Here is a 16,922-nt window from a genome sequence, read left to right on the forward strand (position 1 = left end):
CGAGCATCACACCTTGAACAACCTGGTCGATTGGCACTGCACGGCCTTCGACCTGTGCGCCGGTCGCCACACTTCAAGCCTCGCCGGTTTCGGTTTCGACGCGATGGCTTGGGAAGTCTGGCCGGCGCTGTGCGCAGGTGCGACGCTGCACTTGGCGCCGACCCACAATGGCAATGAAGACATCGACGCGCTATTGGCGTGGTGGCAGGCGCAACCGCTGGACGTGAGCTTTCTGCCGACGCCAGTGGCCGAATACGCCTTCAGCCAGCACCTCGAACACCCGACCTTGCGCACGCTGCTGATCGGCGGCGACCGCTTGCGCCAGTTCAATCGCAACCAGCATTTTGACGTGATCAACAACTATGGCCCGACCGAGGCCACGGTGGTCGCGACCTCGGGACGGGTCGACAGCAGCGACGCGTTGCACATCGGTCAACCGGTGAGCAACGCCACGGTGTACCTGCTCGATGAGCAGCAACGCCCGGTGCCGATGGGCGTGGCGGGCGAACTGTATGTCGGCGGTGCCGGTGTCGCCCGTGGTTACCTCAATCGAGCGGAAATGACCGCCGAGCGCTTTCTGCGTGACCCGTTCAGCCGCTTGCCGGACGCGCGCATGTACCGCACCGGTGACCTTGCGCGCTGGCGCGAGGACGGCACCCTCGAATACCTGGGACGCAACGACGACCAGGTGAAAATCCGTGGCGTGCGCATTGAGTTGGGGGAAATCGAAACCTGCCTCAATCAGTTGCCGGGGATTCAGGAAGCCGTGCTCTTGGCCCGCGAAGATCAGCCCGGTCAGCCACGACTGGTGGCGTATTTCACCGAGCAGGCGCAGGTAGAAGCACTGCCGGTCGGCGAGTTGCGTGCGCAATTGTTAAGCCGATTGCCGGAGTACATGGTGCCGGTGGCCTTCGTCAAACTCGCCGCGTTGCCGTTGACCGCCAATGGCAAGGTCGACCGCAAAGCCTTGCCGGCGCCGGAGCTGTCGGCGTTGTTCACCCGCGAATACGCGGCGCCCGAAGGCGAGGTGGAAACCGCGCTGGCGCAGATCTGGGCCGATGTGCTGCAGGTCGAGCGGGTCGGTCGTCAGGATCACTTTTTCGAACTCGGCGGTCATTCGCTGCTGGCGATGCGCATGGTCTCGCAAGTGCGCCAACGACTCGGCGTCGAACTGGCACTGGCTGAGCTGTTTGCCAACGCCGAACTGGCGGCGGTCGCTGCGGTACTGAGCGAGGCGGGGCGCTGCACGCAGCCAGAGATTGTGCCGGTGCCGCGTGACGGCGCCTTGCCGCTGTCGTTCGCCCAGCAACGCCTGTGGTTTCTGGCGCAAATGGAAGGTGCCAACACCGCGTACAACATTCCTGTGGCCCTGCGTTTGCGTGGCCGCCTCGACGACGCTGCGCTCCAGCGTGCACTGGCGCGGATCGTTGCCCGCCATGAAACCCTGCGCAGCCGTTTCGCCCAGTACAACGACGACGCGCAAGTGCTGATCGCCCCGGTCGACAGCGGTCTGTTGCTGCGCCTCGAAGACTTGCGCCAACACCCGCAACCCGAGCAAGCCTTGCAGGCGCTGATTCAGGGCGAAGCCTCAGGGCCGTTCGATTTTCAGGACGATGCGCTGATTCGCGGTCGGTTGGTGCGTCTGGCCAACGATCATCACGTGCTGTTGCTGACGATGCACCACATCATTTCTGATGGTTGGTCGATGGGCGTTTTGACCCGCGAACTGATGGCGCTGTATCAGGCGTTCAGCCAGGGTCAGGCGGATCCGCTGCCGCCGCTGACGCTGCAATACACCGATTACGCGGTGTGGCAGCGGCGTTGGCTCAGCGGTGAGGTGTTGCAGCGTCAGAGTGAGTTCTGGCGGCAGAACCTCGCGGGGGCACCGGCGCTGTTGCTGTTGCCGACCGATCGCGTGCGGCCGGCGCAGCAGGACTATGCCGGCAGCAGTGTCGACGTGGTGCTCGATGAACGTTTGAGTGCCGGCCTCAGGGCGCTGGGCCAGCGCCATGGCGTGACGCTGTACATGACGCTGATGAGCGCTTGGGCCATGCTGCTCAGTCGTTTGTCCGGTCAGTCTGAGGTGGTGATCGGCTCGCCCGTGGCCAACCGCACCCGCGCCGAGATCGAAGGTTTGATCGGCATGTTCGTCAACACCCTGGCCTTGCGCATCGACACCTCGGGCGAACTCAGCGTCGAAGCGCTGCTGGCCCGAGTCAAGGCGCTGACGCTGGCGGTGCAGGCGCATCAGGATCTGCCGTTCGAGCAAGTGGTGGAAATCACCCGACCATTGCGCAGCCTGGCGCACAGCCCGGTGTTCCAGACGTTGCTCAGTTGGGATGGCCTGCAAAGCCCGGCGCTGGCCCTCGGTGATTTGACCCTGGAAGGCGTGGCGGAGCCGAGCCACTTCGCCAAGTTTGATCTGTCGCTGAACCTGGCCGAGTCCAACGGTGTGATTCGTGGTTCGCTGGAGTACGCCACGGCGCTGTTCGACGAGGCGACGGTGCTGCGTTTTGCCGGCTATTTCCAGCGTCTGTTGCAGGCGATGGTCGCCAATGATCAAACGGTGCTGGAACATGCACCGCTCCTGGCGGAGGACGAACAACAGCGCCTGCTGAATGAGTTCAATGCCACGGCAGTGGATTACAACCTTGAGCAGACCCTCCATGGTCTGTTCGAGGCGCAAGTGGTGCGTACGCCACAGGCTCCGGCGGTGCTCGCCGGTGAACAGCGCCTGACCTATGCCGAGCTGGACGCCAAGGCCAACCAACTGGCGCAGCACCTGCGTGGCTTGGGTGTGCAGGCGGATTCGCGGGTGGCGATCTGTGTCGAACGCGGTCTGGACATGGTTGTTGGTCTGCTGGCGATCCTCAAGGCCGGCGGTGGGTACGTGCCGCTGGACCCGGCGTATCCGCTGGAACGTCTGGTCTACATGCTGGACGACAGCGCGCCGCTGGCGGTGCTGGTGCAAGGTTCCACTCGCGGGCTGCTCGGCGAGGTCACCGTGCCGCTGATTGATCTCGATCAACCGCACTGGCATTCGCTGCCGAGCGACCCTCTGTCCACCGCCGAGTTGACTCCGCAACACATGGCGTACGTGATCTACACCTCCGGTTCGACCGGCCAGCCAAAAGGCGTGATCAACGAACATACCGCAGTGGTCAACCGCTTGCTGTGGATGCAGGACGCCTATCCACTGACAGCAGCGGACACGGTGTTGCAGAAGACGCCGTTCAGTTTCGACGTGTCGGTGTGGGAGTTTTTCTGGCCGCTGATGACCGGCGCACGTTTGGTCATGGCGCAGCCCGGTGGTCACAAGGACCCGCTGTATCTCAGCGAAATCATCAAGCAAGAACGGATTACCACGCTGCACTTCGTGCCATCGATGCTCGACGTGTTCCTTGCCCATGGCGACACCGAGCGTTGCTCGGAGCTGCGTCAGGTGATGTGCAGCGGCGAAGCGTTGCCGGGCAGTCTGGTGCGGCGCTTCAAACGGCAATTGCCGGGCACTGCGTTGCACAATCTCTACGGCCCGACTGAAGCCGCCGTCGACGTGACTGCGTGGAATTGCGCCGGGCCGCTGGAGCAAACCCCGGACAACACACCGATCGGCAAACCGATCGCCAACACCCGCATGTACATCCTCGACGCCCAGCAACAACCGGTGCCGCAAGGCGTTGTCGGTGAGTTGTACATCGGCGGCGTGCAAGTGGCCCGTGGTTACCTCAATCGACCTGAACTGAGTGCCGAGCGCTTTCTTGATGATCCGTTCCAGGCCAATGGCCGTATGTACCGCACTGGCGACGTCGCCCGCTATCTGGCCGACGGCAATATCGAATACCTGGGCCGCAACGACGATCAGGTGAAAATCCGCGGCTTGCGCATCGAACTGGGTGAAATCCAGGCGCGCCTGACCCAGATCGAGGGGGTGCAGGAAGCCGTGGTGCTGGCCCGCGAAGACGTGCCCGGCGACAAGCGTCTGGTTGCGTATTACACCGGGGAACGGCTGGACATCGAAACGCTGCGCAATGATCTGCTGGAGCATCTACCGGACTACATGGTGCCTGCGCTGTTTCTGCACCTCGATGCGCTGCCACTGAGCCCGAACGGCAAACTCGACCGCAAGGCATTGCCGGCGCCGGATCTGGCGGCGCTGGTCGCGCGTGAATACGAGGCGCCGGTTGGCGAAGTGGAAACTCTCCTCGCCGCGCTCTGGGCCGAATTGCTCAATGTCGAGCGGGTAGGGCGCCACGACCACTTCTTTGAGCTGGGTGGTCACTCACTGATGGCGGTGAATCTGGTGGCGAAAATGCGTCGTGCCGGTCTGAGCGCCGACATCCGCGTGCTGTTCAACCAGCCGACACTCGCCGCGCTGGCTGCCGCCGTGGGTGGTGAGCCGGAGGCCGAAGTACCGGTCAATCGCATCACTGCCGATTGCACGCGCATCACCCCGGATCTGCTGCCGCTGGTGACGCTCGATCAAAAGACCCTTGACCGCATCGTCGCCAGCATCCCCGGTGGCGTGGCCAATGTGCAGGATATTTACCCGCTGGCGCCGCTGCAGACGGGTATTCTGTTCCATCACCTGTCGGCCGCTCAGGGCGACCCCTACGTGTTGCTGGCACAGTTTGCGTTCGCCGATGAACAGCGTCTGAACACCTTCACTGAAGCTCTGCAGAAGGTCATCCAACGCCACGACATTCTGCGCACCTCGCTGTTCTGGGAAGGCCTCGCAGACCCGGTGCAAGTGGTTTGGCGCCAGGCGTCGCTGGCCTGCGAAGGTATTGCGCTGGAGGACGTGAGCGGCGATGCACTGGCGCAGTTGCGCGCTCGCTTCGATGCCGGCCATTACCGCATGGCCGTCAATCAGGCGCCGCTGATGCGCGTGGTTCACGCGTGGGACGCGGTCCATCAGCGGGTTGTCGCGTTGCTGCTGTTCCACCATCTGGTGATGGACCACGTCGCGCTGGAGGTGCTGCAACACGAAATGCAGGCCTTCCTCAGCGGCCAGCCACAACGTCTGGCCGAGCCGGTGCCGTATCGCAATTACGTGGCGCAGACCTTGACCGGGATGAGCGATCAGCAGCATGAAAGCTTCTTCCGCGACATGCTCGGCGATGTCGACGAGCCAACCCTGCCTTACGGCCAGACCCCGGCACAGGAAGGGCTGGCTGAGCAGGCGCGATTGACCCTCGACCTCGGTCTGAGCCGCGATATTCGCCAGCAGGCGCGGCGCCTGGGTGTCAGCGCCGCGAGCCTGATGCACCTGGCCTGGGCGCAGGTGCTCGGGCAGTTGTCGGGCCGCGACGACGTGGTGTTCGGCACGGTATTGCTTGGCCGCTTGCACGGCGGCGAGGGTGCCGAGCGTGCACTCGGGGTGTTTATCAATACCTTGCCGCTGCGCATTGATCTGACCGCGCACAGCGTCAAAGGCGCGGCCCTGGCCACCCATCAACGGCTGAGCCAATTGCTCCAGCACGAACACGCGCAACTGGCGCGCATCCAGCATTGCAGCGCGATGGCGCCGACCACGCCGCTGTTTAGCACTTTGTTTAATTATCGTCACGGGGCTTCGGCGTCGTCGAGTTCGGCCGAGGCTGCGGTGGCCTGGCACGGCATGCAATTGCTGGAAGCCGAGGAACACAGCAACTATCGCCTGACCCTTAGCGTCGACGACCTCGGCGAAGGCTTCAGTTTTAGCGCATTGGCCGGTGCCGGCATCGACGCGCGGCGTACTTGCGACTATCTGCAATGTGCCTTGCACAGCCTTGTGCAGGCACTGGAACATGCACCGCATCAAGGCTTCGAACGCTTGTCGATCCTGCCGGCCGCAGAGCGCGAGCAGCTATTGATCGGCTTTAATGCCACCCACGCCGATTTCCCTCAGGGGCTGACGATCGGCCAGCGTTTCGAGCAGCAAGTGGCTGAGCGAGCGCACGCGACGGCGGCGATTTTTGCTGGCGCGCGTCTGAGTTACGCCGAACTCGACCGCCAGGCCAACGCTTTGGCGCATCACCTGATCGAAGCGGGTGTGCGGCCTGATGATCGTGTGGCCATCGTTGCCCGTCGCGGGCTCGATACGCTGGTCGGACTGGTGGCGATTCTCAAGGCGGGCGCCGGTTATGTGCCGGTGGATCCGGCGCATCCAACGGAGCGCCTGAACTATCTGCTGGAAGACAGCGCACCGGTTGCGGTGTTGACCCAAAGCACACTGCGCGCACGCCTGCCGGTGCTGCAAGTGCCGCTGATCGACCTCGATCTGCGCCAGTGGCCAAGCATCAGAATCGACACGCCGTCAGTGCCCGCGCTGACGCCGCAACACTTGGCGTATGTGATTTACACCTCTGGCTCCACCGGGCTGCCCAAAGGCGTGATGGTCGAGCATCGCACCCTGAGCAATCTGGTCGACTGGCATTGTGCGGCGTTCGATCTGCGCGCCGGCAGCCACACCTCAAGCCTCGCCGGCTTCGGTTTCGACGCCATGGCCTGGGAAGTCTGGCCGGCGTTGTGCGTCGGCGCGACCCTGCATCTGGCGCCGGCCCACGACGGCAACGAAGACATCGATGCGCTGCTCGACTGGTGGCGCGCGCAGCCGCTGGACGTGAGCTTCCTGCCGACGCCGGTGGCCGAGTACGCCTTCAGCCAGGAGCAGGCGCATCCAACCTTGAAAACCTTGCTGATCGGCGGCGATCGTCTGCGTCAGTTCAACCGCAACCAGTCCTTCAAGGTGATCAACAACTACGGTCCGACCGAGGCCACGGTGGTTGCCACGTCCGGGTTGATCGAGGCCGGGCAAGTGCTGCACATCGGCAAACCGCTGAGCAATGCCAGTGTTTACCTGCTCGATGAACAGCAGCGTCCGGTGCCACTAGGAGTGATGGGCGAGTTATACGTTGGCGGTGCCGGCGTCGCCCGTGGCTACTTGAACCGCCCGCAAATGACCGCCGAGCGCTTTCTGCGCGACCCGTTCAGCCGCTTGCCGAACGCGCGGATGTACCGCACCGGTGACCTTGCGCGCTGGCGCGAGGACGGCACGCTCGACTACCTGGGGCGCAATGACGATCAGGTGAAAATCCGTGGCGTGCGCATCGAACTCGGGGAAATCGAGACCTGCCTCAATCAGGTGCCGGGGATTCAGGACGCCGTGCTGCTGGCCCGTGAAGATCAGCCCGGCCAGCCGCGACTGGTGGCGTATTTCACTGAAGCTGCGCAAGGCGAAGCGCTGAACGTCGGCGAGCTGCGTGCGCATCTGCTGGGGCAACTGCCGGAGTACATGGTGCCGGCGGCTTTTGTCCGGCTTGACGCTTTGCCGCTGACGGCCAACGGTAAAGTTGACCGCAAGGCGTTGCCGAAACCGGATCTGGCCGCGTTGTTCACCCGTGAATACGCCGCGCCGCAGGGCGAGACCGAAACTACGCTGGCGAAGATCTGGGCCGAGGTGCTGCAGGTCGAACGGGTGGGGCGCCATGATCATTTCTTCGAACTCGGCGGGCATTCATTGTTGGCGATGCGCATGGTTGCGCAGGTCCGGCAACAGTTGGGGTTGGAGCTGGCGTTGGCGGATCTGTTCGCCAATGCCGAACTGGCGGCAGTCGCTGAGTGCCTGGCGGGTGCCGAGCGCAGCACCCAGCCGTCGATTGTGCCGGTAACGCGTGACGGCACCTTGTCCTTCGCCCAGCAACGCCTGTGGTTCCTCGCGCAAATGGCGGGCGGCAACTCGGCGTACAACATCCCCATCGCCCTGCGCCTGCGTGGTCGGCTCGACATCGATGCGCTGCAAGCGGCGCTGGCGCGCATCGTGGTCCGCCACGAAACCCTGCGCAGCCGCTTCATCAGTCGCGATGACACTGCGCAGGTGGCGATTGCGCCGGTCGACAGCGGCCTGCTGCTGCGTGTGGAAGATTTGCGCCAAGAGCCTCAGGCCGAGGACACCTTGCAGAGGTTGATGACGCAGGAAGCCTCGACGGCGTTTGATCTGCGGAACGACCCGTTGATTCGCGGACAGTTGCTGCGTCTGGCCGACGATCACCATGTGCTGTTGCTGACCGTGCACCACATCATCGCCGACGGTTGGTCGATGGGCGTGCTGACCCGCGAATTGATGGCGTTGTATCAGGCGTTCAGCCAGGGCCAGCCCGATCCGCTGCCAGCGCTGGCGCTGCAATACGGCGACTATGCGGTGTGGCAACGGCGCTGGCTCAGCGGTGACGTGCTGCAACGGCAAAGCGAATACTGGCAACAGACCCTCGACGGTGCGCCGGCGTTGTTGACGCTGCCCACCGATCGCCCGCGCCCGGCGCATCAGGATTATGCCGGCAGCAACCTCGAAGTCGTGGTGGACCCACATCTGAGTGCCGGACTCAAAGTCCTGAGCCAGCGGCATGGCGTGACCCTGTTCATGACCCTGACGAGTGCCTGGGCATTGCTGATGAGTCGTCTATCCGGGCAGGCCGATGTGGTGATCGGCTCGCCGGTGGCCAACCGCAGCCGCGCTGAAGTCGAAGGCTTGATCGGCATGTTCGTCAATACGCTGGCCGTGCGCATCGACACCTCGGGCGCACCGAGCGTTGAAGCGCTGCTGGCGCGGGTAAAGGCGCGGACACTGGAGGCGCAGGCGCATCAGGACTTGCCGTTCGAACAGGTGGTGGAAATCGCCCGACCGTCGCGCAGCCTGGCGCACAGCCCGCTGTTCCAGACCACATTGAGCTGGGACAGTCACGGCGGCCCGCAACTGGCGCTGGGCGAGCTGACACTGGAAGCGGTGGCCGGCACGGACGAGGTTGCCAAGTTCGACCTGACGCTGACCCTGGGCGAGGTCAACGGTGTGATTCGCGGCTCGCTGAACTACGCCTCGGCGCTGTTTGACGAATCGACCATCCGCCGCTTTGTCGGCTATTTCCAGCGGCTGTTGCAGGCGATGGTCAGCGATGATCGCGCGGTGCTCGAACACCTGCCGTTACTGGCGGCGGATGAGCGTCAGCGCTTGCTCGTCGACTTCAACGCCACCGCACGCGATTACCCGCAGACCCTGACCGTGCACGGGATTTTCCAGCAACAAGCGGCGGCGCATCCAAAGGCTGTGGCGGCGGTGCATGGCGCGCAATCGCTGAGCTATTTCGAACTGAACGCGCAGGCCAATCGCCTGGCTCATCACCTGATCGGCCAAGGTGTGCAACCGGGGGATCACGTGGCGATTCTGCTGCCACGTTCGCTGGAACTGCTGGTGGCGCAACTGGCGATTGCCAAGTGCGCGGCGGCCTATGTGCCGCTGGACATCCATGCGCCGAGCGAACGTCAGGCGTTCATGATCGAGGACTGTCGGGCGGCCGCGCTGCTGACCCTGAGCGGCGAAGTCATCGATTACGCCGCGCCGCGTATCGATCTGGACAGGCTGAAACTCAGCGATCAACCCACGCATAACCCTAACCTGCTGCAGTCTTCCGAGTCGCTGGCGTACATCATGTACACCTCGGGTTCCACCGGCACGCCGAAAGGGGTGATGGTGCCGCACCGGGGCATCGGCCGCTTGGTGATCAACAACGGTTACGCTGATTTCAATGCGCAGGATCGCGTGGTCTTCGCCTCGAACCCGGCATTCGATGCCAGCACCATGGACATTTGGGGGCCGCTGCTCAATGGCGGTCGCGTGGTGATCATTGACCATCAAACCTTGCTCGATCCGAATGCCTTCGGTCGCGAACTGAATGCCAGTGGCGCGACGATCCTGTTCGTCACCACGGCGTTGTTCAACCAGTACGTGCAACTCATCCCGCAAGCCCTCAAAGGCCTGCGCATTCTGCTGTGTGGTGGCGAGCGCGGTGATCCGGCGGCGTTCCGCACGCTGCTGGCCGAGGCGCCGCAACTGCGCATCGTGCATTGCTACGGCCCGACCGAAACCACCACCTACGCCACGACGTTCGAAGTGCAAGCGGTGGCGGAAAACGCCGAGAGCGTGCCGATCGGTGGACCGATTGCCAATACTCAGGTCTATGTGCTCGATGCGCATCAGCAACCAGTGCCGATGGGCGTGACCGGCGAACTGTATATCGGCGGGCAGGGCGTGGCGCTGGTTTATCTGAACCGAGCCGATCTGACCGCCGAGAAATTCCTCCGCGATCCGTTCAGCGATAAACCCGGCGCGTTGCTGTATCGCACCGGCGACCTCGCGCGCTGGCTGGCACCGGGGCAACTCGATTGCGTCGGGCGCAACGACGATCAGGTAAAAATCCGTGGTTTCCGCATCGAACTGGGGGAGATCGAAAGCCGCCTGCTCAACTGCGCGGGGATCAAGGAAGCTGTGGTGCTGGCGCGCCGCGACGCTCAGGAGGCCACGCGTCTGGTCGCCTATTACACCGCGCACGCGGGGCAACTCGACAGCGTTGAGCTGCACGCGCAACTGTCGGCGCGCTTGCCGGAGTACATGGTGCCGACGGCGTGGGTGCAACTGGAAGCGTTGCCGCTGAACAACAACGGCAAGATCGACCGCAAGGCATTGCCGGCACCGACCCAGACCGCCATGCTCAGCCGGGTCTATGTGGCGCCGGTCACGGCGCTGGAGGAAAACCTGGCGCGCATCTGGGCCGGGTTGTTGCAGGTCGAGCAGGTGGGACGACACGATAATTTCTTCGAGTTGGGCGGTCATTCATTGCTGGCGATGCGCATGCTGTCGCAGGTTCGCCAACAGCTGGATGTGGAGCTGACATTGGCCGAGCTGTTCGCCAATCCTGAGTTGGCGGCCGTGGCGCAGGTGTTGAGCCGGGCCGCGCGCAGCACGTTGCCGGAGATTGTGCGGGCAGCGCGAGAGCAAGCGCTGCCGCTGTCGTTTGCGCAACAGCGCCTGTGGTTCCTGGCGCAAATGGACGGCGGCAACACGGCGTACAACATTCCGCTGGGCCTGCGTCTGCGCGGGCGGCTGGATGAAGACGCGCTGCAACGGGCACTCGCGCGCATTGTCGAGCGCCACGAAACCCTGCGCAGCCGCTTCACCCAGATCGACGATCAAGCGCAGGTGCTGATCGTGCCGGCCGAGGCCGCGCTGTTGCTACAGGTTGAAGATTTGCGCCAGCACCCGCAGGCCGATAACGCCTTGCGTGGGCTGATCGAGGAGCAAGCCAGCGCACCGTTCAATCTTGCTCGCGATTCGCTGATTCGCGGACGTCTGGTGCGTCTGGCCGACGATCACCATGTGCTGTTGCTGACGCTGCACCACATCATCTCCGATGGCTGGTCGATGGGTGTGCTGACCCGCGAGTTGGCGGCGTTGTATCAAGCGTTCAGCCATGACCAGCAAGACCCGCTGCCCGCGCTGGCGCTGCAGTACAGCGATTACGCGGTGTGGCAACGCCGCTGGCTCAGTGGTGAGGTGCTGCAACGGCAGAGCGATTACTGGCAGCAAACCCTGGCCGGTGCTCCGGCGTTACTGACGCTGCCGACCGATCGCCCGCGTCCGGCGCAACAGGACTTCGCCGGCAGCCATGTCGATGTGGTGCTGGGCGCGCCGCTGAGTCGCGGACTCAAAGCGCTGTGCCAACGTCGCGCGGTGACGCCGTACATGGTGATCCTCAGCGCCTGGGCGATGTTGCTCAGTCGCTTGTCCGGGCAGACCGACGTGGTCATCGGCTCGCCGGTGGCCAACCGTACCCGCGCCGAGATCGAAGGCTTGATCGGCATGTTCGTCAACACCTTGGCCCTGCGCATCGACACCTCTGGCGCACTCAGCGGCGAAGCGTTGCTGGCGCGGGTCAAGGCGCAAACCCTGGCGGCGCAAGCGCATCAGGATCTGCCGTTCGAGCACGTGGTGGAGATCAGCAAACCGCTGCGCAGTCTGGCTCACAGTGCGTTGTTCCAGACCCTGCTCAGTTGGGACAACAATGACGGCCCGAGCCTGCAACTCGGCGACCTGACGCTGGAAGGCGTGGCGGGGGAAAGCCACTTTGTGAAGTTCGACCTGTCGCTGAGTCTCGGCGACAGCGCCGATGGTGTTCGCGGTTCGCTGCGTTATGCCACGGCGTTGTTCGATGAGTCGACGGTGCGGCGTTTTGTCGGTTACTTCCAGCGCTTGCTGGCGGCGTTGGTCAGCGATGAACAAACGCTGCTGGAGCAGGTGCCGTTGCTGGCGCAGGACGAACGTCAGCGCCTGTTGCACGACTTCAACGCCAGCGAAGTCGATTGCCCACTGGAACAGCCGTTGCACTGCTTGTTTGAAGCGCAGGTGCGGATTAAGCCCGAGGCCATCGCCGTACAGTCCGAATCCGGGTGCCTCACCTATCGCGAACTCAATGCGCGGGCCAATCAACTGGCGCATCACTTGCGCGAACAGGGCGTGCAGCCGGATTCACGCGTGGCGATTTGCGTCGAGCGCGGGCTGGATCTGGTGGTCGGTCTGCTCGGCATTCTCAAAGCGGGCGGGGCCTATGTGCCGCTGGATCCGGGGTATCCGGCGGAACGTCTGGCCTACATGCTCAAGGACAGCGCGCCGGTCGCGGTGTTGGTGCAAGCAGCGACGCGTTCGCTGTTCGACTCGCCTGCAACGACTTTGATCGACCTCGATCAAGGTCATTGGCAACAGTTGCCTGATCATGATCCACAGGTGCCTGGCCTGAGCGCCGCGAACCTGGCCTACATGATCTACACCTCCGGCTCCACCGGTCTGCCGAAAGGCGTGATGATCGAGCATCGCAGCGCCTGCAACATGGTGCATTGGGGCTCGCAGATCAGTGCGCCGACCGAGCATGGTGCGTTGCTGCAAAAGGCCCCGTTCAGCTTCGACAGTTCAGTGTGGGAGATTTTCTGGCCGCTGTGTTCCGGCCTGCGCCTGGTATTGGCGCGGCCGGATGGCAACCGCGATTCGGCTTATGTGGTGCGGGCGATTCGTGAGCAGCAAGTGACGGTGGTCAAGTTCGTGCCGGCGCTGTTGCAGGACTTCATCGAACAGGCCGATGTCAGCCAGTGCACCAGCCTCACCGATGTGCTCAACGGTGGCGGTGAACTCAGCGCGGCGCTGGCGCGGCAGGTGCGCGATCGCCTGCCGTGGGTGCGTTTGCACAACGTTTACGGCCCGACCGAAACCACGGTCGACAGCACCGGCTGGACCCTTGAACCGGATCAGCCGGTGCCGCACAGCGTGGTGCCGATCGGCCAGGCGCTGAGCAACACGCGCTTGTATGTCCTCGATGCTTACGATCAACCGGTGCCGCAGGGTGTCAGCGGCCAGTTGCACATTGGCGGTGTGGGTGTGGCGCGCGGTTATCACGGACTGCCGGAGATGCAGGCTGAGCGTTTCATCGACAGCCCGTTCGTGGCCGGTGATCGGCTGTACCGCACCGGCGATCTGGCGCGCTACAACAACGACGGTCACCTCGAATTCCTCGGGCGCAATGACTTCCAGATCAAGCTACGCGGCTTGCGTCTGGAACCGGGCGAAATCGAAGCGCGGCTGATCGAACATCCGGCGATCCGCGAAGCGGTGGTCATGGTCCGCGATGAACGCTTGGTGGCCTGGTACACGTTGCGTGCAGGGATCGAAACGCCAAACCTGGAGGTTTTGCGTGCCCATGTGCTGGAACGCCTGCCGGAATACATGGTGCCCGGCGCCTATGTGCTACTCGACGCATTGCCGCTGACCCCCAACGACAAGGTTGATCGCAAGGCCTTGCCGGCGCCGGGCGCCGACGCCGTCATCAACCGTCCTTATGTGGCGCCGCAAGGCGAGGTGGAAACCGCGATGGCGCGGATCTGGGCCGAAGTGCTCAACGTTGAGCAGGTCGGACGGCACGACAATTTCTTCGAATTGGGTGGGCATTCGTTGCTCGCGGTGCGGCTGGTCAATCTGCTGCAACGCGGCGGAATGCAGGTGTCACTGGCCGAGTTGTTCCAGCATCCGAGCATCGAGTCAGCGGCGGCTTTGCTCGCTCAGGACGAAATGGCCGGACTGCCGGAGGGGCTGGTCGTGGTGCGTGCCGGGGAGCGCGGCACGCCGCTGTTCCTGGTGCATGAGTTCAGTGGCCGCGACGTGTATTTCCCGACGCTGGCGCAGCACATTGGCGGTGAATTTGCGATTTATGGTCTGCCCGGCGTGCCGCTGGGCCAGCCACAGCTGCGCACAATCGAATGCATGGCTACGCGGATGGTCGGGATCATCCGATCGGTGCAGCCACACGGGCCATATCGTCTGGCGGGCTGGTCGTTCGGCGGGGTGCTGGCCCATGAAGTTGCCCAGCAATTGCTGGGTCAGGATCAACCGGTGGACTTCATCGGCATGCTCGACAGCTACGCACCCAACTCGCTCGCCCAGGACAAGGCGATGTGGAGCGGCAAGGATCTCGACAAGCGCCAGTTGCTCGGGCATTGCCGGGGGCGTGCGCTGATGCTCGGTGCTGAGGGGGCCGCCGCGTTGGCATCGGTCGAGGCACTGGAAGCCGAGGTGGAGCAGTTGGACTTCCATACGCTGTTCCAGCGTTGCCAGGTGCAGCAACTGACCGATCCGGAACTGGCCACAGTCAGCGCGGCCGATGCCTGGCATTACTTCGATCGCGAGGCGGCGCATCGCTTGGCCTTGGCGCATTACCGGGTCAGCCCGGCGAGCCAGACGATTCATCTGTTCCGCGCGCAGGCGCTGATGGACGGGCAGTCTGTGCCAAGTCCGACACGCGGTTGGGAAGCGCGTTTCGACAGCCGTCTGTTGCAGTGCGTCGATATCCCGGGGGATCACCGCAGCATGATGAAAAATCCGCATATTCAGGCGTTGGGGCAGGCCATCACTCAGGCACTTGAGGCCTTGGTCGCGCCCGCCACCGCGGTGTATCAGCCGCTGCTGACGATACAGAGCGGGCACCTTGGGCATGCGCCGATTTTCTGTGTGCCGGGGGCAGGTGACAGCGTCACCGGGTTCATCCATCTGACCGAAGCGATTGGCCCGGAGTGGCCGATCATCGGCCTGCAACCGCGCGGCCTGGACGGCAGCAGTGTGCCGCACAGTCAGGTCGAGGCCGCCGCCGCGTTTTATCTGCAGGCGATCGCGCAGGCTTACCCGCAAGGCCCGGTGCATTTGATCGGCCATTCCTTCGGCGGTTGGGTGGCGCATGCCATGGCGGCGCAGTTGCAAGCGGCCGGACGCGAGGTGGCATCGTTGACGTTGATCGACAGCGAAGCGCCGGGCGGCAACGGCACGGCAGGCAAACCGTACACCGGTACAGCGGCGCTGGAACGCTTGATCGACACCCTGCAACTGTCCAGTGGCAAGTCGCTGGAGATTGATCCGCAGGTGTTCGCCGACGCTGATGACGCTACGCAAATGCGTTTGCTGCATGCCGGGATGGTGCGCGCCGGTGTGCTGTCGGAGCGCGCCGCACAGGATGCGATGCACGGTCCGGTCCGCACCTTCGCCACAGCCTTGCGCACGGTTTACCAACCGCAACTGGCCTACACCGGACCGGTGCGGCTGGCGCTGGTCGATGACCCGACGCTGGATGCGTGGGGCAATCAGCGCGAGCAAGCGGCGATGGTCGAAGGCTGGCAGCGCCAGGTGGCGGATCTGGCGGTGTGGTACGGGCCGGGCAATCACTTCACGATTCTCAAGGCGCCCAACGTCTTCAGTTTCGCAGCGTGGTGGCATGACGGCCTGAAAGTGCCGGCCGGCCAAGTGCTGTCCTGATTGTTGTTTATCTACCAGAGCCCGGCCGCTGGCCGGGCTCACCCCTGAACGGACTTGTGGTTATTTATGGAAAAGTCGAAGTTGCGCAAAGTCGGTATGGGTTTGGCGTTGGTGGCAGTAGCGGGATTGGCGTTCTACGCGGTGCAGGCACCGGCCGAGGCGCCGCAGTACCTGACCGCGCCGGTTGAACGCAGTGACATCGAAAACGCGGTGCTGGCCACCGGGTTGCTCGAAGGCATCAAGCAAGTGGACGTCGGCGCACAGGTGTCCGGGCAATTGAAGTCGCTCAAGGTCAAGGTCGGCGACAAGGTGAAGAAGGGCCAATGGCTGGCGGAAATCGATCCGCTGGTATTGCAGAACACCCTGCGTCAGGCCCAGGTTGATGAGGAAAACCTGCAAGCGCAGAAACGCGCCACGCAAGCCCAGCTCAGGCAAACCAAGGCAATCTATGAGCGCTACAAGAATTTGCAGGACGACGCGTCGATCTCGCGCCAGGATTTCGAAAATGCCGAGTCGGATTATCAGGTGCAGCAGGCCAATCTGATGTCGCTGGATGCGCAGATCAAAAGCGCACACATCCAGATCGACACGGCCAAGGTCAATCTGGCGTATACGCGCATCGTCGCGCCAATCGATGGCGACGTGGTCGGCGTGGTGACACAGGAAGGGCAAACGGTGATCGCCAGTCAACTGGCGCCGGTCCTGCTGAAACTGGCGGATCTGGACACCATGACGGTCAAGGCGCAGGTGTCCGAGGCCGATGTGATCCACATTGCGCCGGGGCAAGAGGTGTATTTCACCATTCTTGGCGAGGACAAACGCTACTACGCGAAACTGCGCGGCACGGACCCGGCGCCACAGAACTTTCTTGAAACGCCGCCCGCCGGTACACCGAAGCAAAGCAGCGCGGTGTTCTACAACGCCTTGTTCGAGGTGCCGAACCCCGACCATCGTTTGCGCATCTCGATGACCGCGCAGGTGCGCATTATCCTCGACACCGCCAAGGCAGTGCTGACCGTGCCGGTGGCGGCGCTCGGCCCGCGCAATGCAGATGGCAGCTTCCCCGTGCGCGTGCTCGACGCCAAGGGCCACGCGCAGTCGCGCAATGTGCAGACCGGGATCAACAACAACGTCAAAGTGCAGATCAATGGCGGTCTGGCTGAAGGTGATCGCGTGGTCATCGGTGATCCGCTGACGAATGTGGCGGGGGGGCGGGCACGGACCAGCCACTTCTTGCACCCCACCGCCTCCCCCCCCCATTCCCCCCCCG

The 16,922-nt window shown here is 63.6% G+C and carries 2 protein-coding genes (1 of these 2 running past the window's edge); both read left to right on the top strand.

Going from position 1 to position 16,922, the window contains the following annotated elements:
- Positions 1 to 15,652: the 3' portion of a non-ribosomal peptide synthase/polyketide synthase gene (locus ACWR1S_RS11810; protein ID WP_454563604.1), read on the top strand. Its footprint begins 2,177 nt before the window's first position; 15,652 of the gene's 17,829 nt are visible here — the last part of the coding sequence; its start codon lies off the left edge, out of view; the stop codon is at positions 15,650 to 15,652.
- Between the two features lie 66 nt (positions 15,653 to 15,718).
- Positions 15,719 to 16,922 (top strand): macrolide transporter subunit MacA (macA, locus tag ACWR1S_RS11815; protein ID WP_454563605.1); only part of this gene is annotated, 1,204 nt, incomplete at its 3' end.

It is taken from the genome of Pseudomonas sp. AIG (genome assembly GCF_977020205.1).